The following is a 22,515-nucleotide window of genomic DNA, read 5'->3' on the forward strand; positions in this document are numbered from 1 at the left end:
CGGACTAGCCTTCGTACTCGAACAGCATAAGCGATTCCATATGTGCAGTGTGCAGGAACATATCTGCCACTGCTACTTGCTTAATACGATAGCCTGCCTGCACCAAGTGCGCCGCATCACGGGCAAGCGTTGCCGGGTCACACGACACATACGCAAGCCTGGGTACCGGGTAACGACTCAGCGCCTTGCACACTGTTTCTGCACCGTTACGCGGTGGGTCCAGCACCAGCGCATCAAGGTGCTGCTGGTTTGTCAACAAGGTCTCAACCGCTGCGCTATCGCTTAAATCAGCCTGTTGAGCACTTACGTCTAGCCCGTTACGCGCCGCATTGCTGCTGATGCGCGCCACCATTGAAGCGCTGCCTTCAACGGCATGTACCTTGGCACCGCCCGAGGCGATGGGCAGGCTAAAGTTACCCATTCCGGCAAACAGGTCCATAACATGCTGGCCAGGCGCGGGAGCAAGCCATTTCACCACTTGCGCCACCATTTGTTGGTTAACGTCAGCATTAACCTGTAAAAAATCGCCGGGAGCAAAGGTGAGCGTGAGCGGTGGTTGGCCTTCTATCTGCAGGGTCTCTTCCAGCACCGGTTCAGCGCTGTACCAGTGTAGACTGGCAGACTCGCGGCCCAGCCACGCGCCAAGCGCCCCCCCCTGTTGCTTGGCAAACGCCTGCCAGCGCTCGGCATCCAGCGCATGTGCTTTAAGCTGGCGGACCAAGAGCACGCATTCCGATGCAGTGGCCAATAGCTCGATGTGGCCCACCAGACGCGGCGCCTCAAGCGTTGCTAACAAGGCCCTCAAGGGAGGCAAAAGCGCTTGTAAGGGCTCCACCAATACATGGCACTGATGAATATCGACTAACCGATGACTATGAGCTGCGCGAAACCCCAGCAACACGTTCCCCTGCCCATCTATTTTTACGCCTAGTCGCGCTCGGCGGCGATAGTGCTCAGAACTGCCATGAAGCACATGGGGCGGTCCCAGTTCAATACCCTGACGAGCAAACAGCTCGCAAAGAACGTCTTGTTTATGCGTGCGTTGTGCTTCAATCGCCATATGCTGCAATTGGCAACCACCGCACTGGCCAAAATAAACGCAGGGGGGCTCAACGCGCTGTTGAGAACGGTGTAGCAGCGCTTTTACATGCGCTTCATCAAAGCGTTTGCGGTTGACATGCACGGCAGCGTCAACACGCTCGCCGGGAAGCGCCCGGTCAATAAACACGGTTTTACCTGTGGCGTCATGAGCAACTCCCCGGCCATCATGCGCCAATCGCTCAACCACCAGCGCATCACTCGTGTCAGAAGCACTTGTTGATTTAGCAGCGGGCTGGCGTACCAGCCCTGATTTGCCTGATGCAGCGCGCGATGGGCGCCGCTTACCCAGCATGGCCATTTATAGCTCCGGGCCGAATAGGCCCATTGAGAGGTAACGATCCCCCCGATCACACACAACAAACACGATGACCGCATTTTCTACTTGCTCAGCAATACGCAGCGCACCCGCAAGACTGCCGCCCGATGAAACACCCGCCAGAATGCCCTCTTCACGGGCCAGACGGCGCATATTGCTCTCAGCCTCTTGCTGGCTAATATCCAGCGTAATATCTACCCGCGGGGCTTCAAAAATCTCGGGCAGGTACGCCTGCGGCCAACGGCGAATACCGGGAATGCTGGCGCCATCAGAGGGCTGCAAGCCGACAATCTGAATAGCGTCGTTCTGCTCCTTGAGGTAGCGAGACACCCCCATAATAGTGCCCGTTGTGCCCATGGAGCTTACAAAATGGGTAACCTCCCCCTGGGTTTGCTGCCATATTTCAGGCCCCGTTGTACGGTAGTGCGCCAAGGGGTTGTCCGGATTGGAAAACTGGTTCAGCGGCTTGCCTTCGCCCCGTTCAATCATGGCATCGGCAATATCCCGGGCCTCTTCCATACCACCGGCCTTACTGGCAGAAATCAGCGTCGCGCCGTAAGCCACCATGGCCTGCTTACGCTCCTCCGACGCATTCTCAGGCATCACCAGAACCATGTTGTAGCCTTTGATAGCCGCCGCCATGGCGAGCGCAATACCAGTATTTCCCGAGGTTGCCTCGATCAGGGTATCGCCTGGTTTTATTTCTCCACGCGCTTCCGCTTCGTTCAACATCGAAAGCGCGGGACGATCCTTTACCGAACCAGCGGGGTTGTTGCCCTCAAGCTTCGCCAACAGCGTATTGTTGCGCCCAGCAGTGATCCGCTTCAAACGCACCAAGGGAGTGTTGCCAACCACATCCTCTAGCATGGGATAATTCATCACACGTTCCTTATCATTACCGTTATGCTGCATTATATCGGTGCTGTCGTACGCTGGACAGGCAACCACATTGAATCAACGAGTTTCTTCCATGTCTTTAAACACACGTTTGCTGTTCGCGCTACTCGGCTTTCCGCTTCTGGTGTACGCCATGATGGCTATTTTGCTCATGGTACAAAGTGATACGGCTGAACGTGCTGCGCTTCACGAGCGACTTAAAGATGCCGGTGAGCTATTAACCCCAAGTTTCCAGCTCGCCATGGTAGACGCAGACTTCCAGCGTATGGAAAGGCTTTCTCGACGGCTGCTGGACCGTTATGGGCTTAGTTCTGTCAGCCTCTTTGATGAGCAAGGTAACCGTTTGTTCGTGCTAGGCCGCTCCACCCCACCTCATCTACGTTTAACAGCGCCCAGTGCCCCCCTGATAGAAGAAGAAGAGCATATTTGGCGACTTCTAGTCCCTCTTGATAGCGCGCTCCCCAACATGAACCCGACAGGGGTGGGCTGGCTTGAAGCCGAGGCAAACGCCCGCCCCTTGACGCTTGAACGCTACAAACTGTTGGCCAGTTTAAGCCTGGGCGGCATGCTGTTAGGGCTACTGCTTTTTCTGGGTGCCTTTGCTGTTAGTCGGTATATTTCCCGGCCTATTGAGGAAGCTAACCAGGCCTTATATCGCTTATCTCGTGGCGACTATCGGCTGCAGTTAACGCCTGCACGACCAAGCGAACTTCGCCAACTAGCCGTTCATGTGAATAGCTTGGCTGAGCACTTTCAGCAGTCGCAGCGCGATATGCAGACCCAGATTGAGCAGGCGACCAGCGAATTGCAGGAATCAATGGAAACCATTGAAGAGCAAAATATCAAGCTCGACCTGGCCCACCGCAGCGCGCTTCGTGCTAATGCCGTTAAATCCGAATTTTTAGCCAATATGAGTCATGAGATACGCACACCACTCAATGGCATTATCGGTTTTTGCCGGTTACTGGGCCGCTCCAGGTTGGATAACCGCCAACAGGGGTGGTTAGAGCACGTTCACCGTGCCTGTGACAACCTGCTAATGCTCGTCAATGACGTGCTCGATTTTTCCAAACTTGAAGCAAATCGCCTCACACTTGAAGAAGTCGACATTGATATTGTCTCGCTTTTGGATGAAGTGATTGGCTTGCATGCGCCTGAGGCGCAACGTAAACACCTGCACTTGGTGGCAATGATTTACGATGATGTGCCTACGCCGCTTAGCGGCGACCCGCTGCGTATTCATCAGGTGCTTAGTAACCTGATCGGCAATGCACTCAAGTTTACCCACGAAGGCGACGTTATTGTTCGTGTGATGCTCGACACCCAGGAAGGTCAGCACGTGGTACTGCGTATCAGTATTAGTGATAGCGGCATTGGTTTGAGTGAAGAGCATCAAAAACAGCTTTTTAGCGCCTTTTCCCAAGCAAAACCCAGCCATTCACGCCAATTTGGCGGTAGCGGGCTGGGCTTATCGATTTGTCGCCAGTTGATTGAGCGAATGGGCGGCACTATCAGCGTGGAAAGCGAGGTAGGCCACGGCTCAACGTTCTCATTTACCCTTCCACTATTGGCTAACCAAAGCGGCGAACGCCCCGCAGAGCTTACTCTGAAAAGCCCGGTCGTACGTCTTTATGAAACCCATACGCCTACTCGCAATACGCTTGAGTACTTGCTAGAGCGCTGGGGGGCTACCCCCGTCGCCTTTACCGCTAATGAACCCGAAGATCTGCTGATGTTATGCCTGGATCAAGATGAGTTCGAAATAGAGAAGAGAGACTACTGGCGAGATTTGATTGATCAAGCCGCCTGCCCCGTATTGATTCTGGCAAATACCACCAGCTATGACTTACCGCCTTGGGAGCTTCCTCATGGTGGGGAAATGCTCTGCAAACCTTTCACTCGAGCCCAGTTGGTCACGACATTGCGCCATTTGCTGCAGCCCGCAGATCAAGAGATAGCGTCCGCTCAATCAAAAGCGCCTCCGCCAACGGACGCTTCCGTCATTGATATTTTGATCGTTGATGACAATGCCTCCAACCGTGAGTTGCTTAAGGCGCTGCTTGAAACGGATCAGCTACGTATTACGCTTGCCGATAGTGGGCATGAAGCGCTTGCCTTGGCAGTTAATTACACGGCTGACATGGTGCTAATGGATATTCGTATGCCGAGTATGGACGGCGTTGAAACCAGCCAAGCGCTGCGCCGTATCAATAATCACTGGTCACGCTGCCCTATTATTGCGGTAACCGCTCATGCCTTAAGCAGCGAACGTCAGCAGTGGCTGGCGGCTGGGCTGGATGATGTACTGATAAAGCCTGTTGATGAGGCGCAGCTACAACAATTGTTGCTGCGTTTTTTGGCCGTAACCCCTTCTCTGCCTAGCGTTACATCAGCGACTGCCTTGCAACGAAAAGGCACTACTGAATTTCCCAGTGAGGCACTCGCGGCCGTCGATTTAACCATGGGCACAAAGCTTGCGGGCGGTAAAGAGAGCGTTGCCTATGCACAGCTTATACGCCTGATTGACAGCCTGGATGAAACAGAAACGCAAATGCGTGCCGCCTATGCCCAGAAAAACCTGGCGATGCTGCTTGACTGGGTACATGGGCTCAATGGAGCAAGCCGTTACTGCGGCGCACCTGAACTAGCCCTATTGGTAGAAACCCTTGAGACGCGGTTACGCACCAGCGGGCTCAGTCATGTGGGCAGCCTCCTGGAAGCGTTGTACACCGCAATGGCACGCTTGCGTACTCATCGAAGCAAGCTGGCCCGTGGGCCTAACGCTCCAGAATGACAAAGGCAACTGCGTACTCCGCTTCATCACTTAGCGTGATATGGCTGGTCGTCGCACCGGATGCCTGCATTAGCCGCTTGGCCTCACGACTCAACTGTAAAAAGGGCTTCCCCAGGTGGTCATTAACCACTTGGATATCCCCCCACTGCATGCCGCCTCGAAGGCCAAGCCCTAGTGCTTTTACAAACGCTTCTTTGGCGGCAAATCTTTTCGCCAAGTAAGCCACCGGTTCGCCTTTTTGCTGCCATATCGCGTATTCGTCAGTTCCCAAAATACGCTGAGCAAAACGTGACCCATGACGCTCAACTGCCCGGGTAAAACGCGCTACCCGGGCAATATCAGAGCCAATCCCCACAATCATGTGTTAGTGACCACAGCAGTCATGATGACCATGCGTATGCTCATCTGCATGGTCATGTTCATGATCGTGAGCATCTAAAGCCGCCATCAACCCCGCTTCCTGGCCTGCAATAATAAGGCGCTTCATTTCCTGAACAGCCTCTTTGAGGCCAACAAACAGCGCCCGAGCAATAATTGCGTGACCGATATTCAGCTCATTCACCCCAGGCAGTGCGGCTATTGCTTCTGCATTATGGTAATGAAGTCCATGCCCAGCATTAACCACCAGCCCTAGGGAAACGGCCTGCATCGCTGCGGCGGTTAAGCGCTGATACTCAGCATTTGCGGCGTCACTCCCCAGCTTCTCTTCTGCATAAGCACCGGTATGAAGCTCAATCGTTGGGGCACCAGCGCGATGAGCCGCATCGATTTGTGCTTCGTCAGGGTCGATAAACAGCGATACATCGCAGCCTGCGTTTTTAAGCCGCTCACATGCTTTGGCAATCGCCTCAAAACCACCGACCACATCCAGCCCGCCCTCTGTGGTGAGTTCTTCACGCTTTTCTGGTACCAAGCATACATGTGCTGGGCGCACCTCTTCAGCCAGCGCCAGCATATCTTCGGTCACCGCCATCTCTAAATTCATGCGGGTATTTAACACTTCCGCCAACAGCCTGACATCGCGAAGCTGTATATGACGGCGGTCTTCGCGTAAATGCACCGTAATGCCATCTGCGCCCGCTTCTTCAGCCAACAAGGCAGCCTGTACCGGGTCCGGATAGCGGGTACCACGTGCCTGACGCAGCGTGGCGATATGGTCGATATTAACGCCCAGTAGAATGCGCGGAGGATGCATAACTATCTCCATTCCAAAAAATCATAAGCATGAACTATGGCTGTCGCCGGCGGGCCAATGCCATCATTAGCTCCCGGGAGCGCAGCGCAGTAGACCCCAAATGCGGTGCCAGAGCCGCCCGCATGACCGATTTAAGAACGCTCGCGAGCCCCGTATGCTGCCAGTCACCCTGCTCAATATAACGCAATGCGCGCCCTTCAAGCCCCTGCTCTGCGGGAAGAAAAGCACGGCTTTGTGCATCAAACCGATAGCGGGCTTGCGGGTCCAGCACATTATTATCTGGCGTGCAAAAGCGCGGGGTAGCTTCAAGCGCATCCAACAACGCCCATTCATACCGCCGCAAGGCAAGAGCGCGCTCGGAAGGCATTGGAAGCGCTTCAAGCAACGCCGTATAGAAGGCAAAAACATCGGGCGCAGCGAGTTCTAGCGGCAGCAGCCGGGTGGCGATTTCATTCGCGTAAAGACCGCATAGAAGGCCCTCTCCTGCCAGTAATGCCGTTTGTCCACGCGACTCCATCAATGTTAGTCGTTTCAAATCGCGTTCGCCGCGCCAGCTAACAAACAGTGGCGTAAACGGCTGTAGTCGTTGACGCGATTTGGACCCCGGCCGCTGCCCTCCGTGGGCAACGGCGCGGATACGGCCATTATTAAGCGTCAGCAAATCGACTAATGCACTGGTTTCACGGTAGGGCTTGCGGTGCAGTAAAAAAGCGGGCTCCGCTGACATTGCGACACTCAATCGAGGTCGTAACCCAAGCTTTTCAGGGCACGCTCGTCATCGGACCAACCGCGCTTCACTTTTACCCACATATTCAGCATGACCTTGGTGCCCAGCGCGCGCTCCATATCCAGGCGCGCCTCGCGGCCAATGCTCTTGATTCGGTCACCGTTTTCGCCGATCAGGATGACTTTCTGCCCTTGGCGTTCCACCAGAATCAGCGCGCTGATATGCGTGATGCGCTCGGTTTCGCGGAACTCTTCGATCTCAACGGTCATCTGGTAGGGCAACTCGTCACCCAACTGACGCATGACTTTTTCACGCACCAGCTCAGCGGCCATAAAGCGCAGGCTCTTGTCGGTAATCTGGTCTTCTGGGAAGAAGTGAACGCTTTCTGGCAGGTATTTAGCCACTTCCTCTTCCAACGTTTCTACCTGAGTGCCATGCTTGGCTGAAATGGGCACAACGGCTGCAAACTCACGCCGCGCACCCACTTCAGCAAGCCAGGGAAGCAAATCGCCCTTATCCTGTAGACGATCCACTTTATTGACGGCGAGAATAACCGGTGCCTTAACATGCTCAAGACGTTTGAGTACCGCCTGGTCTTCGTCAGTCCAGCGGGTACGATCAATAATAAAGACCACACAGTCAACATCACGAAGTGCTTGGGTAGCCGCCTGGTTCATAAAGCGGTTGATGGCTTTATTACGGTCTTTGGACATGATGTGCATGCCCGGTGTATCCACGTAAATAAACTGCGTATCTTCAACCGTCTTAATACCCATTACCTGATGGCGCGTGGTTTGCGGACGCCGAGAGGTAATTGAGATTTTTTGCCCCAGAATACGATTCATGAGGGTTGATTTGCCTACGTTAGGCCGTCCAACAATGGCCACAAAGCCGCAGGATTGGCTCATGATTTGTCTCCTGGTTTTTTCTCAAGGTACGAAAGCGCTTCTTCTGCCGCTTGCTGTTCAGCATGGCGGCGGCTAGGGCCTTTACCGGTGGTATGCTTGCTTAGTAGCTCAATGTAGCACTCCACGGTAAAGGTCTGGGCATGCGCCTCGCCCTTTACAGAGACCACTTCATAGCGCGGCAGCGCTGACTGACGCGACTGCAAAAACTCTTGTAAGCGTGTTTTAGGGTCTTTCTGGGTATCTTGTAACGAGATATTCTCTAGACGCTCGGCGTACCAGGACAGCACGCGCTCCCGGACAACGTCCATACCGGCGTCCAGGTAAATGGCACCAATTATCGCTTCAACCGCATCGGCGAGAATCGACTCACGGCGATGCCCTCCGCTTTTCATTTCCCCAGACCCCAAGCGCAAGCATTCGCCAAAGGTCATTTCACGGGCGAGCTCAGCAAGCGTTTGGCCTTTCACCAAACGCGCGCGAAGGCGCGATAACTGCCCTTCCCGCGCCTGAGGAAAACGTTGAAACAAGGCTTCTGCGATAACGAAATTAACAATTGAATCACCCAGAAACTCCAGGCGCTCATTGTTACGACCACCGTAGCTTCGGTGCGTCATGGCCAGTTCCAAGAGCGTTTCGTCGCCAAAGGTATGGCCGATTCGTCGGCAAAAAGCGTTTAAAGGATTACTCACAAGGCTCCTACGTCATTGACGTTAACTATTAGTGACATGACTAACCAAGGCTGACATAAACTTATTCATTCAATCCGTCGCACCGTATTAAAGCTGGGCAACCCGCCGTCCCAATGCATCCAAACAGCAAATGCACGACCCACGATATTCTCTTCCGGTACAAACCCCCAGTAACGGCTATCGTTGGAGTGATCGCGATTATCGCCCATCATGAAGTAGTGACCTTCAGGCACTTCAACTTCGCGCATTTGCGGTCCTGGGTCGCGGGGGTTGTTGTAGATAGTATGGCGCACGCTACCCAACTGCTCTTCTAATAATAGCTCTTGTGGCGAGGCATCGGGGCCTTCTTCCAATAACGTTTTAGTGACCAGGTCGCCGTTCACATAAAGCTGCTTATCTTCGTAGCGAATACGGTCGCCCGGAAGGCCTACCACCCGTTTGATAAAGTTGACCGATGGCTCATCCGGGAAGCGAAACACCATCACATCGCCACGCTCAGGCTCACCAACCTCCAAAATACGGTTGTGAACCACCGGCAAACGCAAGCCGTAGGCAAACTTGTTCACCAGGATAAAATCGCCTACTTCAAGCGTGGGCCGCATTGAACCCGATGGAATTTGAAACGGTTCGACAATAAAACTGCGTACTACCAATACCACCAGAAGTACCGGGAAAAAAGAGCGCGCATAATCGACCGGCCAAGGCTCTTTTAAAAGTTTTTCCTGTGTTGGTGCGTCAAGGTTCCCAGCAGCGGCTTCCTCTGCTTTCGCCAACCGCTCACGACGCTTAGGCCGCAACCAAATCACATCGATAAAATAAACGACCCCTGAAATTACAACGGCCAGTACCAGCAGTAATGAAAAATCCATAAAGAAAACCTTCCCTAGTCGTTAACCTTGAGCACAGCGAGGAAGGCATCCTGGGGAATTTCAACGCGCCCCACCTGCTTCATCCGTTTTTTACCGGCTTTCTGTTTTTCCAGCAGTTTTTTCTTACGGCTTACATCACCGCCATAACATTTTGCCGTTACGTTTTTACGCAGGGCTTTTACGGTAGAGCGCGCCACTACCTGACCACCGATAGCGGCCTGAATGGCCACGTCAAACATCTGGCGCGGAATCAGCTCTTTCATTTTTTCGACCAGCAGCCGGCCGCGGCTATGAGCATGATCACGATGGATGATCACCGCGAGGGCATCGACCTTTTCGCTATTGATCAGCACGTCCAGGCGCACCAGTTTGGCCTCTTCGAAACGCTCGAAATTGTACTCAAGCGACGCGTAACCGCGGGAGATGGATTTCAGGCGGTCGAAGAAGTCCATGACCACTTCCGACATCGGCAACTCATAGGCTAACTGAATCTGGTTACCCAGGAACTGCATGTCTTTCTGGGTGCCGCGGCGCTGCTCACACTCGGTAATGACGTTACCCACAAACTCCTGAGGCACCAAAATACTGGCCCGCACGATGGGCTCACGCATCTCATCCACGTCTGCCATATCCGGCAGTTTGGAGGGGTTGGAGACGTAAGTAACGTCACCATTTTTCATCGCAAGCTCGTATACCACGGTAGGTGCGGTGGTAATCAGATCAATATCGTATTCGCGCTCAAGCCGCTCCTGGATAATTTCCATGTGGAGCGTGCCCAGGAAACCTACGCGAAAACCAAAGCCCAGGGCATCCGAGTTTTCCGGTTCATACTCTAAAGAGGCATCGTTAAGCGCGAGCTTTTCAAGCGCATCTCGAAAGTCTTCGTAGTCATCAGCACTGACGGGGAACATGCCGGCATACACCTGAGGCTTCACCTTCTGAAAACCAGGCAGACGCGGCACGTCGGGCGTTTTGGTATGCGTGATAGTGTCACCCACCGGCGCACCGTGAATCTCTTTAATACCTGCGACAATAAAGCCCACTTCACCCGCACGCAGGATATTGGTCTCTTTGCGCAACGGAGTAAAAATGCCCACTTCAGTGGCGTTCCAGTCGCGGCCCGTTGACTTGATTCGGATCTTGTCGCCCTTGCGCAGCGTGCCATCAAACAAGCGCACCAGCGAGACAACGCCTAGATAGTTATCAAACCAGGAGTCAATGATCAGTGCTTGCAGAGGCGCATTCCGGTCACCTTTGGGCGGCGGAATATCACGCACTAAACGTTCAAGCAGTCCATCAATGCCAATACCGCTTTTGGCGGACACCTGGCAGGCGTCAGTGGCGTCGAGACCAATGATCTCCTCAATCTCTTGCGCTACCTTGTCCGGGTCGGCCTGGGGTAAATCGATTTTATTGAGGACGGGTAATACTTCCAGACCCTGCTCAATGGCGGTATAGCAGTTAGCCACCGACTGCGCCTCAACCCCTTGGCCCGCATCTACGACCAGCAGCGCCCCTTCGCAGGCATACAGCGAGCGCGATACTTCGTAGGAGAAATCCACGTGGCCTGGCGTATCGATGAAATTAAGCTGATACACCTCGCCATCGGCCGCAGTGTAATCGAGCGTCACCGACTGCGCTTTAATGGTGATACCACGCTCGCGCTCAATGTCCATGGAGTCGAGCACTTGCTCTTTAAGCTCGCGCTGGGTCAATCCACCGCAGGTTTGGATCAAGCGATCAGAGAGCGTTGATTTCCCGTGATCGATATGAGCGATAATTGAGAAGTTTCTTATATTCTTTAAATTACTGCTAGAAACGTCGTGGGACATCGAGAGTGGTCTGCCTTAGTGGTACGTAAGCGGCTTTATTACCAGCCGCCTCGAGAGTTTAAAGCCCGAAAACAGCTGGCATGTTGGCCACTTTGCCTATTTCCGTTAAAAAGATAAGCGCTATTGTAGCGATATGTGCGGGATAGGAACAGCAGTCCGGCGAGAACCGCCGGACTGGGTAGGCAGAGAAGGGATTATTCCAGGCGTAAAGCTAAAAACAGTGAGCGACCCTCACGGTAAACACGCACTGGAATTGCCCGATCACTTGGTAGCTGTTCAACAATGTCTAACAACTCATCCGGAGAAGACACGCTGCGGTGATCAACACTTACCAGCACATCGCCAACGTGGAGGCCCGCCTGAGCGGCAACGCTATCAGGCTCCATCTGACGCACTTCAACGCCCCCCTCAATATTCAAGCGCTCACGCATCGCGTCATCCAACTCGGCAACCGAAATCCCCAAACGCACCTGATTGTTGCTTTCATCACCCTGTGAGGCTGTTTCGGAATCGGGCCAATGACCCAGCGCTACCGTCTCCGTTACCTCTTCGCCATCGCGCATTAAGGTAAGCTCCACATCACTTCCAGGAGCAACACGACCAATTAAACGCGGTAGTGTGCTTGAGCGATCAACCTCTTCGCCATTGACACCTGTAATCACGTCACCAGCGCGTAAGCCGCCTTGCGCTGCAGGGCCTTCCGGGTCAAGGTCAGCAATGAGGGCCCCACTTGCGTTTTCCATACCAAAGGATTCGGCCAAATCTTGAGATACAGGTTGAATCATGACGCCTAGCCAACCACGATCAACGCGTCCCTCTTCACGCAGTTGATCAGCAACGTCCATGGCGACATTAATGGGAATCGCAAATGAAAGCCCCATAAAGCCGCCGCTACGGGTAAAGATTTGCGAGTTAATCCCGACGACTTCTCCGTCAAGATTAAACAGCGGCCCACCGGAATTACCTGGGTTGATCGCCACATCCGTTTGAATAAAGGGAACGTAGGCATCACGCGGCAATGTGCGATTAATCGCGCTGATAATGCCTGCAGTGACTGAGTGATCAAACCCAAACGGAGAGCCAATCGCGGCCACCCACTCACCCACTTTAAGATCGTCAGAATTGCCAAGATTCAAGACCGGTAATTCAGAAGCATCAATTTTCAAAAGTGCAACGTCGGTCTGAGCATCGCTGCCGATCAACTCAGCGGAGAGCTCTCGACGGTCATTCAAGCGCACCAATATCTCATCAGCATCCTGTACAACGTGGGCGTTAGTCATGATATAGCCATCATCGCTAATCACGAACCCAGACCCCAGCGACTGACGCTCTTCACTACGTCCTTGTCCGCCACTGCCTGGCGGCGTGGGAAAACTATCACCAAAAAAATGCCGGAAAATTTCAGGTATCTCTTGCCCGCCGAACCCACCCATTGAAGGGCCGCTGCTGCGTTGCACGGTACGGCTGGTTGAAATATTGACAACGCCTGGCGCAGCCTCTTCAACCAATTCAGTGAAATCGGGTAAATTATAGGCATAGGCATTTTGGCCTATCATCAATAATGTAACTAACCATAGCCATAATGCGGAAGGAAGAACCAAGCGCTTCATGTAAGAGCTCCTAATAAAGCAGACATCAAACGAAGGAAGTGCAACTCACCATGAGATGCAGGACGCCTAACTGACCAATTGAGGGCGAAAGCGTTCCGTTCGCCCGCTAATCAATTTTTTTAAAATCACACATCCAACGAACAGCGTCATAAAAAAACTGGCAGGTGCCCACCACACAGCCCCGTCTAACGCTGCAACCCCTCCTGATAACAGTAGCGCAACCAATAGCGGCAGCGCATAGACAAGCAAGGCTAACAGGGTAATATCAGAACGACCAAGAGTAAGCGTTACGCTTGTGCCAAGCGGGTAGTGCTCGCAAAGTTGAGAGGAAGCATAAGAGGTTTTTACTTCGATACGCTGGCGCTGCTGACGCGCCAATACGCCCATGCCACATCCACGACCCTGGGCACACTGCTGACAGCTCTCTTTCACCGACACATCAACTAACAGCCCACGCGGGGTGTAGCCAACAACGCGACCGGTGCGCAGCAAGGCATCACCTTCAGATTTCATCAACGCACTAACACCTTGGCTGAACTGATTGAGCTGGAGAACATGCGCACAATGTAAATAAGAAAATTTAGTCAAACTCAACCGATTGAACAATACGCTGAAGCATTGAAGGGGGAACTTCACCAATACCGACTAGCTGCCAGTACTGCTCGCCTTCAGCATATTCGTCAACCGCTATCGACGAAACACCAATTTGATGGACGCCGCGATTCAACTCTTGCGGCCCCGCTTGAGGCTCGGCAAAAATGCTAATGGTGGCCAAACCGTCGCTATACAAACGCTGATGCGCGTCGTCATCCTGGGAGAATGTCGGCTGAGCGACAAAGCCTTCGGGCAGCCATGAAGGCTGCCAAGCGGGCTCTGTGCTGACGGGCAACGCATCAATGACAACCGGACCTGTATAGCGCTCGGGCTCATTTAATTGTGTTATTTGAAAGGTTTCTAAAATACGACCCGTTGAATCACTTAACACGTGTTTTAACAATAAGCCGGTTGTATTATCCAACCACCACTCATGGGTATAGCGCTGCTGGTCGTGCGGCTCAAATCGAAGCGTTGCTGCCTCGCGCCCAGCGACTCGGACGTCTTCATCCAGTGAAATATCATAAAAACGAGAAGTGTGCTCAACCCACCCTTCCAGGGAAGGAAATGCACCGTTTTTACTCTCTGCTGACCAAGCCAGCTGCCCTACCCGAGAGCGGCGTTCGACGCTTATAGAGGGACCATCAAGCAACTGAACAACTTGCTGGCGAATACCATCCTGAATGCGATGTGAAAGCGCTAGCGTGCGCACATCAATGGCATTAATCGCAACAGCCCGTGCTTGAAAAGTATAACAATGGCTCGCTTGTAAACTTCTTTCCAGCCACAGCTGAACATTGCCAGATGCATTTTCAGAGGGCGCATCCGCACACATGTCAGGTTCATCAGTTTGTGCATATAGCTGTAAAGGCAACAGGCTAATGCTCAATAACGCAGCAGAAGCCACCCACCTGTTTCGCCAGGTCACCATCATCCGGGGTATTCCCTTATCTATCGGTAGCCACTCTTAGCCTGCTATTACGTACAATCTTTCAAATGCCTATCTAGAGATTAAGGCATGCTCCCGAGCCTTGGTTTTACGAATACGCGTTTAAAACTCGTATTCAGGTACCACACTCAGGAAACATTGTAATAACGTGTTAGCGTTGGCCTAGCGGTTCAGTGACAGAAGAACGCATCAACGGCATCCAGCTGTCGCCATTGCCATAAGCGGCGCCCTGAGAATGCTGCTCTAGATACGACTGCAGAAGCCTAATCTGATCAACATCAATAGTGTTAACTTGCTGCGCGGGAGCACTTTGAGCCACGGCGGCTGAAGCGAAACCCGTCTCGCTTACGTTCATTAGCCCGTTTTGCGCTTGACCATTAACCCGAAAAGGCGTTGGTTCAAACATCGGCATACCAGCAGAGGTCATTGATGCTGGCTGCGAGGCGGCAAGGTTGACAGGCTGAACCTGACCCGCTGCGCCTCCTCCCGTCGAGGACGTTGCCGCAATAGTGTTGCCGGGTTCAATACTTTCACCGTCAGCACCAAAGAACTGAACACCAGTAATCACCATAAGCGATACTGCTGCCGCAACACCGGCGCCGCGAGCAAAAGAGATGTTACTTGACCGAGCAGGAGTTGACGCTGGGGCGTCAGCCATCATCGGAGCAGGTTCATCCTGTAAACGCGCCATAATACCGGCGGAAAGGTCGGCACTCACATCAACACTCCGCTCACGCTGCATCATGCTACGAGCCAAGTGGTAACGTCGCCACGTATCTGCCGCATCAGCATCATTTGGCAGTGCCTTCAACACTCGGCGTAGTTCCAGCTCATCACTTTCGCTATCCATTAACGCTGAAAGCGATTCCCGTGTGTTTTGACTCATACTTCACACCCTCACACTGTGTTAAATGAAGCCTTACCGCAGCACGGCAAATAAGCAGCGACCGCTGTAACAACTCCACTGGCCAAGATCTGATAACAACTCGCTTAGTGCAATGCACCTCGCATCATGTTGCCTCATTCTTCGGTACATCAGCCGCTCGATGCGACATGGTAGCTAGAGCGTCACGGCTGCTTGTTCTCATCCGTTTAACGGAAGCAGCTGGTGTGTATGACGCTTTACCTGCCAGACAGTTCACAAAAAAAGGAAAAACGTAATTTTCTGTGTCCTGACCGTTACCTGCAACTTCTACCTGCAACTTCCAGCAGCACTGTGTTTATTCAGTTCTATCGACCACTATTCATCGCGACTGTTCCGTGCGGTCGTCACTAACGGTCGAATGTGTTCATCCACCGCTTCACGCGCGCGAAAAATCCGCGAACGCACAGTCCCCACTGGACACTGCATTATCTGAGCAATGTCTTCATAGGCAAGACCATCCAGTTCGCGCAGCGTAATCGCCGTACGTAGATCGTCCGGCAGCTTTTCAATCGCCTCATAAACGGCGGCTTCAAGTTGATCACGTGCGATAGCGGCTTCTGGCGACTCGGCATCGGCCAGTCGGCCGCTCTGATCGACAAGCTCTGCATCCACGATGTCCAGGTCGCTACCAGGTGGCCGTCGGCCCCGAGACACCAAGTGGTTTTTAGCCGTATTGATAGCAATACGGTACATCCAGGTATAAAAAGCACTTTCAGCACGAAACTTACCGAGCGCTCGATAGGCTTTGATAAACGCTTCCTGGGCCACATCCTGGACCTCAGAGTGGTCGTGCACGTAGCGGCCGATCAAACCAATAATTTTATGCTGGTATTTTTTTACCAGCAGATCAAACGCGCGCGTATCGCCTTTCTGGGCACGTTCGACAAGCTGTTGATCCGTTTCCCGAGTGCCCATTCACACGCCCCTCCAGCTCGTACGACATGCGTCGAGCCCTATTTCTGTCACCCCTTTTGATCGGGCCTTCACAGCAAGCAGCATAGCGTCCCTTGGGCATTAATTAATGACAATGATGACAGCGGCGACCAATATGCCGCTGTGTTTATGGTTCATAACGTTAAGTGTTACGCGTTCTGTACGAGGCATCAAGCGCTTACACACTACTTGCAAAATCTTGAAGCTGACACTGCTCAACGCTTTCAAGTTCCTCAAGAATTGATTTTTACCACCCTGACACGCCATAGTAGGCGTTATTTTTCGCTCACTACGCACGCATAGGTAGCTAGATGTCAGAACAACAGGTTCATAACCTTAACGTCCTCGCCCAGGATGTCCTCACCACACCCGACGCGCTCAAGCAGGCGGTTCCTCTTACCGACACAGCTGAACGTACGGTCATCGAAGGGCGTCAAACCATTCAGAATATTCTGGATGGTAAAGATCCACGCCTTTTAGTCGTCGTCGGCCCCTGCTCTATCCACGATGTAGACGCAGCGCTGGATTACGCCCGCCGCTTGCGCAAACTGGCCGACCAGGTGAGCGATAGTCTTTATATCGTGATGCGCGTGTATTTTGAAAAGCCTCGCACAACAGTCGGCTGGAAAGGCCTTATCAACGACCCGCACCTCAACGACTCCTTTGAGATTGATGAAGGCCTGCATATTGCGCGCAAGCTGCTGGTCGACCTGGCGGAACTTGGCTTGCCGCTGGCGACCGAAGCACTCGACCCCATTTCGCCTCAATACCTTCAAGACTGTATCAGTTGGTCAGCGATTGGTGCACGTACCACTGAGTCACAAACCCACCGCGAAATGGCCTCAGGCCTCTCCTCGCCGGTCGGTTTCAAAAACGGAACCGATGGCAGCCTGGATGTCGCCATCAATGCGCTGCAGTCCGTGGCGAGCCCGCATAATTTCCTGGGCATTAACCCAGCCGGTCAAGTGGCCATTATTCGCACCCGAGGTAACGCATACGGCCACGTCGTTCTACGGGGCGGTAACGGCAAACCCAATTACGACAGTGTTAGCGTGACGCTGGCCGAAAAAGAGCTTAAAAAAGCCAATCTTTCTGCCAACATCATGATCGACTGTTCTCACGCCAACTCTAATAAAGACGCGGCTTTGCAGCCGTTGGTATTGGAGAACGTGACCAACCAGATCCTTGAAGGCAACACCTCTATCATCGGCTTGATGGTGGAATCCAATATCGGCTGGGGCAATCAAAAAGTCCCTGCGGACCTAAGCCAACTGCAGTACGGCGTTTCCATTACTGATGCCTGCATCGACTGGGATACAACGGTTGAAACGTTTACCCGCATGAACGATAAGCTGGCACCGGCACTTGCCAAGCGCATTGCGCAGTAACCCGACTGCATGCACATGCCCCGCTATGGCGTATGCCATAGCGGGGGTTCAGATGATTGCGGGTGGCTTATGGGTGAATCTCGCGCCTGAACGGTGGTAAAGCATCCAGTAGCGCCTGACCGTAGCGCCGGGTAATCACGCGCTTGTCCAGCAAGGTAATCACCCCCTGGTCGCTCTCTTTACGAATTAGCCGCCCACAGGCCTGCACCAGTTTAATCGAGGCATCCGGCACGCTAATGCGCATAAAAGAGTTCCCGCCCTGGCTCTCGATCCATTCGGCAAGCGTCGCCCCTACCGGGTCATCCGGCACTGAAAACGGCAACCGAGTAATCACCACATGGGTCAAATAGTCACCAGGCAGATCGATTCCTTCGGCAAAGCTTGCTAGTCCGAAAATAATACTACCTTTGCCCTTGTCGACCGCTGCGCGGTGCCGCTCAATTAGCTCTCTTTTGGGCAGCGCATCCTGGGCAAGCACCCGCTCTCTGATTGCCGCTGGCAGGCTTTTCTCTACCGCGCGAAGCTGCGCACGAGAAGAAAACAGCACCAGGGCCGCCTCTTTATCGGTCAACTGCGTGACAAACTGAGCGATCGCATTTTCATGCGCATCGCGATCACCAGGGTCAGTCGCCTCCTTTGGCACACGCAGCACCGCATTGGCATAATCAAACGGGCTGGGCAACGCCTGGTAGCGGTACCGATTAGCTAACCCGGCGCGCTCCTGAATGCGTTCAAATCGACCCAGTGCAGTAAGCGTTGCCGAGGTGACCACTGCACCATGGCAGCGCCCCCATAAATGCTTGGCAAGCGTATGGGCCGCTGATACTGGGCTTGCAGAAAACTCAATCTCGGGCTCACCCGCCACCCGGCTTAGCGTAAGCCACCGAGCACTCGGCGGGGCGTTAGGTGCATCCTGCTCACTAAACGCTTGCCATAAGGCGTGGGCTTCCAAGGCGCGGCCATGCAACAGCGCGACCAGTGGCAGCCAGCTTTCCGCTTGCTCGCGATCAAGCCCGGTCTGCTTATCAGGATCAAGGCTTTCACGCAGAATATCGCTGATACTCTCCAGGCAACGCGAGAGCGTGGCAAACATCACCAACAACTGCTGCGCCTGTTCACGCAGCGCATCAGGCACTTGGCCTTTTTCAAACCGCGATTGCAGTGTGCTTTCTTCATCTGACAGCCCATTGGGCCGCCCTGCCAACTGGTGCCCTACGCTAAACACATCGCCCAGCACAGGCTCCAGGCCATGAATAGCTTCGGGGAGGCTTGCCAGTAGGCGTGCGATGGTGGGCTGCACCGCCAACGCCTGATTCAGGTCGGTCAAACTGCTTTTAAGCGTATTTAACCAGCGCACACAGCCGTGTACGGCAAACCGGTGGGCGAAATGCGAAAGCGCCTTATCAGGCAGGTGATGACCTTCATCAAATACAAAAATGCAGTCGGAAGGATCCGGTAAAATAGCCCCACCTCCCAGTGCCAAATCTGCCAGCACCAGGTCATGGTTAGCAACGATGACATCCGCATTCTCAAGATCACGACGCGAGCGAAAAAAGGCACAGGCGCCAAAGTGGCCACAGCGCCTACCGGTGCATTGGCGGTGGTCTACCGTTAGCCGCCGCCAGTGGGCATCATCAATGGTGGTGGGCCAGTTATCGCGGTCGCCCTCCCAATTCCCCTGCCCATAGGCGTCCGTCATATCAGTGGCAAGCACGGTAAAATCGCTGCTTTCCGTTTGCAGGGACTGCTCGAATAGCGAAAGCGTCGGGTTAGGCTCAGCGCCTTCCATGACCTGGTCCAGCTTGGCCACACAGACATACCGGCCGCGACCTTTTGCCAACGCGTAGCGAAAAGCGATGCCGCTATGGCTGGCAAGCGCGGGCAAGTCCTGATTCAGCACCTGCTCTTGCAAGGCAACCGTAGCGGTCGAAATGACCAACCGCTTACCACGAGCTTTCGCAATAGGTAATGCAGCGATCAGATACGCCAGCGTTTTGCCGGTTCCGGTGCCCGCCTCCAGCACACAGACATGGCTGTCACTGGTCCGCTTGCCTTCGCTATCGCTTTCGATATCCCCTAACGTGCGGGCAATCTCAGCAATCATCAGACGCTGCCCGTAGCGCGGAGTCAGCTCAAGCTTTTCCACCACGCGACGATAAGCGTCCTGAATATCGCTTTTTAGGGCATCATCAAGCATGTGCTTTACAGCATACCTTCCGGCGGATGTTCGCAGGGTAGTTTGCCGTTGATATAGCGTTCGATCTCAGGCAATGAGAAGGCATCTTCTTCGCCCACAAAGCTGATTGAAACGCCTTTGGCGCCTGCACGACCGGTACGACCAATACGGTGAACATAGTCTTCCGGGTCTTCAGGCAGCGTGTAATTGATGACGTGGCTTACGTCTTCAATATGAATACCGCGGCCTGCCACATCCGTGGCAACCAGCACTTGGATTTCACCCTCGCGGAAACGCTCAAGCGTAGTGATGCGCTGGTTTTGCGGTACGTCACCCGACAACATGGCCGCACTGATACCGGCTTTTTTCAGCAGATCATCCAGCTTACGAACCAAATCGCGGCGATTACCGAATACCATCACACGCTCAAAGCTCTCTTGCTCAAGCAGGTTTACCAACAGGCGCTGCTTATCGTCGTCCGAGACAAGATAAACACGCTGGTCAATATCCGCCTGGTTTTCAACCGTGACTTCAATCTCAACGTGGGCCGGGTTAACCGTCCACTGATTGGCCAGATTGAGAATATCGTCTGTAAAGGTGGCAGAAAATAGGAACGTCTGGCGCTCTTCTGTCTTCGGCGTGTAGCGAATAATACGCTTCACGTCAGGAATAAAGCCCATCGACAGCATACGGTCGGCTTCATCCAATACCAGCACTTCCACTTCAGAAAGGTCGATATCGCGCTTTTGATGGAAATCCAACAAGCGGCCTGGCGTTGCGACCAGGATATCAATCTTTTTGCCCAGGCTTTCGCGCTGCTTTTGATAGTCCATTCCACCAACAACGCTGGCCACGTTCAACTGCGTAAAGCGAGCAAGCGCCTTGGCGTCTTTTTCGATTTGCAGGGCCAACTCACGCGTAGGCGCAATAATCAGGGCTCGCGGCGCACCGGGCTTTTGACCATCCGGTGCAGGCTCTTCAAGGAAGTACGCCATTACCGAGATCAAAAATGCAGCCGTCTTGCCGGTACCGGTTTGCGCTTTACCAACAATATCGCCACCCAGCAGCGTTGCACGCAGCGCTTCAGCTTGGATCGGTGTGCAGTACTCAAACCCTTGGGCATGAATGGCGCGCATCAACGGTAGCGGCAGATCAAAGTCATGAAAGCGCCATTTGCCAGCCACGGCAGGCACCTGAAACTGACGAAGATCCCAGCTCGACTGGCGGCGACGCGGTTTCCGACGGCGACGTTTCGGCTTGCGGTTCTGGGCCGATGCTATGGTCTGTTCCGACTCGCTCATAGGCTATGTATCTGTCCATTACTGTGAATGTTAGGCATCACGAAGCGCGTATTGTATCAGGGGTTGGCGCTAAGAGCGCGTCCTGCTGTCGAAGGTAGGCCAGAGCCTGTTAGAATATGGCTTAATTCGACATAAGGAGCGCGACATGACGCGTAAGAAAAAAACACGTTCTTTGGCTGACAAGGTGACGATTCGCACCGGGCGCCGCAAAGACTATAAACAGTGGCGCCATGATAACCCCGACCAGGTGACCTCTTCACGCCGTTTTGTCGCCAAAAAGCAGCAGCAGCGTAAACTTCAGGCAGTGCGCAAGCTAGCGCGCCAACAGGAGGGACAAAGTATCGCCATCCATCCTGACAAAGGGGCGGATCACACGCCAGAGGATAAATCGTAATGCGGTTGGTTTCTTTCAACATCAACGGCATTCGCGCTCGGCTTCATCAGTTGCAGGCCTTGATTGATACCCAGCAGCCTGACGTTATAGGCCTGCAGGAAACCAAAGTACAGGACAGCGAGTTCCCCTTGGCCGATGTGGAGGCCATGGGCTACCACGTTTATTACCATGGGCAAAAAGGTCACTATGGGGTGGCGTTAATGTGCCGCCAAAAGCCTCAGGACATCTTTTATGGCTTTCCCGATGATGGCGAAGAAGCGCAGCGGCGCATGATTGGCGTACGCTTGCTGGCTAACGACGGCGAATCAGTCACCGTTTGGAACGGCTACTTCCCACAGGGTGAAAACGTTAGCCATCCGACGAAATTTCCCCATAAAGCGCAATTTTACCGCCAACTAACAAGCCTGCTCAACGAACATTACCGCGCGGACGAGCGTCTAGCGATTATGGGTGATTTTAACATTTCACCTGAAGATCAGGATATCGGCATTGGCGAGGCGAGCCGCAAGCGCTGGCTGCGTGAAGGCAAAGCAAGTTTTCAGCCGATTGAGCGCGAATGGCTGGAGGGCATCAAAGCCTGGGGGCTAACCGACAGCTATCGCCTTTGCTACCCAGAGAACAATGAGTGGTTCAGTTGGTTTGATTATCGTTCCAAAGGCTTTGATCGCGAGCCCAAACGTGGCCTACGGATCGACTATATTCTGGTGACAGAACCGCTTGCCGGCTGCGTTCAGGCAGCGGGGATCGATTATGAGCTGCGCGCCATGGAACGTCCCTCCGACCACGCGCCTACCTGGAGCGATTTTGCGATTACGCTCAGTCCTTCAGCGTAATTGTTCTGTACAAAACCTCTGCACAAGCTCTTTGCCGTAGCCCTTTGCCAGAGCCCTTTGCATAGCCCTTCTGCATAACCCCTC

Annotated in this window: 20 protein-coding genes; 4 read left to right on the forward strand and 16 right to left on the reverse strand. The window is 53.6% G+C overall.

All coding sequences use genetic code 11. The annotated features are described in order from the left end of the window. Positions 1-4: 4 nt before the first annotated feature. Together rlmD and cysM are read right to left on the reverse strand one after the other, a co-directional pair. Positions 5-1,399 carry a 23S rRNA (uracil(1939)-C(5))-methyltransferase RlmD gene (gene rlmD, locus ACT3RU_RS04260; RefSeq protein ID WP_192526398.1) on the reverse strand — a complete coding sequence of 465 codons (1,395 nt, stop codon included), beginning with the start codon at positions 1,397-1,399 and terminating at the stop codon, positions 5-7. Next, the gene (gene cysM, locus ACT3RU_RS04265) at positions 1,400-2,296 is read right to left on the reverse strand and encodes a cysteine synthase CysM (RefSeq protein WP_087109203.1); all 897 of its coding nucleotides are present in this window, start codon (positions 2,294-2,296) and stop codon (positions 1,400-1,402) included. 91 nt (positions 2,297-2,387) lie between these two features. Between cysM and ACT3RU_RS04270 the strand changes: the two genes are divergently transcribed. Next, positions 2,388-5,108, forward strand: coding sequence for an ATP-binding protein (locus ACT3RU_RS04270; protein ID WP_192526397.1), 2,721 nt, complete (start codon positions 2,388-2,390; stop codon positions 5,106-5,108). On the opposite strand, the gene acpS is transcribed toward ACT3RU_RS04270, so the two are convergent. The 12 genes from acpS to rpoE all read right to left on the reverse strand — a co-directional run bounded on the left by acpS (position 5,092) and on the right by rpoE (position 16,321). Further along, on the reverse strand, positions 5,092-5,469 hold the full coding sequence (gene acpS / locus ACT3RU_RS04275) for a holo-ACP synthase (RefSeq protein ID WP_087109207.1): 378 nt from the start codon (positions 5,467-5,469) through the stop codon (positions 5,092-5,094). The genes ACT3RU_RS04270 and acpS overlap by 17 nt on opposite strands. Before the next feature lie 3 nt (positions 5,470-5,472). Further along, the gene (pdxJ, locus tag ACT3RU_RS04280; RefSeq protein WP_192526396.1) at positions 5,473-6,303 is read right to left on the reverse strand and encodes a pyridoxine 5'-phosphate synthase; all 831 of its coding nucleotides are present in this window, start codon (positions 6,301-6,303) and stop codon (positions 5,473-5,475) included. A gap of 34 nt (positions 6,304-6,337) precedes the next feature. Then, positions 6,338-7,030, reverse strand: coding sequence for a DNA repair protein RecO (gene recO / locus ACT3RU_RS04285; RefSeq protein ID WP_087109211.1), 693 nt, complete (start codon positions 7,028-7,030; stop codon positions 6,338-6,340). Between the two features lie 8 nt (positions 7,031-7,038). Then, positions 7,039-7,938, reverse strand: coding sequence for a GTPase Era (gene era / locus ACT3RU_RS04290; RefSeq protein ID WP_087109213.1), 900 nt, complete (start codon positions 7,936-7,938; stop codon positions 7,039-7,041). Continuing rightward, entirely contained in the window at positions 7,935-8,627 is a 693-nt protein-coding gene (gene rnc, locus ACT3RU_RS04295; protein WP_087109215.1) for a ribonuclease III, read from the reverse strand. Before rnc ends, era begins: the two co-directional genes overlap by 4 nt. Positions 8,628-8,692: 65 nt before the next feature. After that, positions 8,693-9,496 (reverse strand): signal peptidase I, encoded by an 804-nt coding sequence (gene lepB, locus ACT3RU_RS04300; RefSeq protein WP_192526395.1) that lies wholly within the window; start codon positions 9,494-9,496, stop codon positions 8,693-8,695. 14 nt (positions 9,497-9,510) lie between these two features. Further along, positions 9,511-11,328, reverse strand: a complete 1,818-nt coding sequence (gene lepA, locus ACT3RU_RS04305) for a translation elongation factor 4 (RefSeq protein ID WP_192526394.1) — start codon at positions 11,326-11,328, stop codon at positions 9,511-9,513. Positions 11,329-11,522: 194 nt separating this feature from the next. Beyond that, the gene (locus ACT3RU_RS04310; protein WP_087109221.1) at positions 11,523-12,938 is read right to left on the reverse strand and encodes a DegQ family serine endoprotease; all 1,416 of its coding nucleotides are present in this window, start codon (positions 12,936-12,938) and stop codon (positions 11,523-11,525) included. Positions 12,939-13,004: 66 nt separating this feature from the next. After that, positions 13,005-13,451, reverse strand: a complete 447-nt coding sequence (locus ACT3RU_RS04315; protein ID WP_483392506.1) for a SoxR reducing system RseC family protein — start codon at positions 13,449-13,451, stop codon at positions 13,005-13,007. Positions 13,452-13,518: 67 nt separating this feature from the next. Beyond that, complete coding sequence (locus ACT3RU_RS04320) at positions 13,519-14,367, reverse strand: MucB/RseB C-terminal domain-containing protein (protein WP_483392507.1); 849 nt, start codon at positions 14,365-14,367, stop codon at positions 13,519-13,521. 265 nt (positions 14,368-14,632) lie between these two features. Continuing rightward, the gene (locus tag ACT3RU_RS04325; RefSeq protein WP_483392508.1) at positions 14,633-15,367 is read right to left on the reverse strand and encodes a sigma-E factor negative regulatory protein; all 735 of its coding nucleotides are present in this window, start codon (positions 15,365-15,367) and stop codon (positions 14,633-14,635) included. Between the two features lie 354 nt (positions 15,368-15,721). Continuing rightward, a complete protein-coding gene (gene rpoE, locus ACT3RU_RS04330; RefSeq protein WP_087109228.1) occupies positions 15,722-16,321 on the reverse strand; it encodes an RNA polymerase sigma factor RpoE in 600 nt (199 codons plus the stop codon). Between the two features lie 329 nt (positions 16,322-16,650). Between rpoE and ACT3RU_RS04335 the strand changes: the two genes are divergently transcribed. Continuing rightward, positions 16,651-17,727, forward strand: a complete 1,077-nt coding sequence (locus ACT3RU_RS04335) for a 3-deoxy-7-phosphoheptulonate synthase (RefSeq protein ID WP_483392509.1) — start codon at positions 16,651-16,653, stop codon at positions 17,725-17,727. A 67-nt stretch (positions 17,728-17,794) separates the two neighbouring features. Here ACT3RU_RS04335 and dinG read toward each other — a convergent pair whose 3' ends face one another. Then, positions 17,795-19,924 carry an ATP-dependent DNA helicase DinG gene (gene dinG, locus ACT3RU_RS04340; RefSeq protein ID WP_483392510.1) on the reverse strand — a complete coding sequence of 710 codons (2,130 nt, stop codon included), beginning with the start codon at positions 19,922-19,924 and terminating at the stop codon, positions 17,795-17,797. Between the two features lie 5 nt (positions 19,925-19,929). Further along, a complete protein-coding gene (gene rhlB / locus ACT3RU_RS04345) occupies positions 19,930-21,204 on the reverse strand; it encodes an ATP-dependent RNA helicase RhlB (protein ID WP_087109235.1) in 1,275 nt (424 codons plus the stop codon). A 145-nt stretch (positions 21,205-21,349) separates the two neighbouring features. Between rhlB and ACT3RU_RS04350 the strand changes: the two genes are divergently transcribed. Then, positions 21,350-21,598, forward strand: coding sequence for a hypothetical protein (locus ACT3RU_RS04350; protein ID WP_087109236.1), 249 nt, complete (start codon positions 21,350-21,352; stop codon positions 21,596-21,598). Continuing rightward, positions 21,598-22,431: an exodeoxyribonuclease III gene (gene xthA, locus ACT3RU_RS04355; RefSeq protein WP_483392511.1), complete on the forward strand. Its 834-nt coding sequence runs from the start codon at positions 21,598-21,600 to the stop codon at positions 22,429-22,431. Before ACT3RU_RS04350 ends, xthA begins: the two co-directional genes overlap by 1 nt. The last annotated feature ends 84 nt before the right edge of the window (positions 22,432-22,515 follow it).

Source organism: Halomonas sp. TP35 (assembly GCF_052375975.1).
Lineage (GTDB): Bacteria > Pseudomonadota > Gammaproteobacteria > Pseudomonadales > Halomonadaceae > Vreelandella > Vreelandella citrativorans.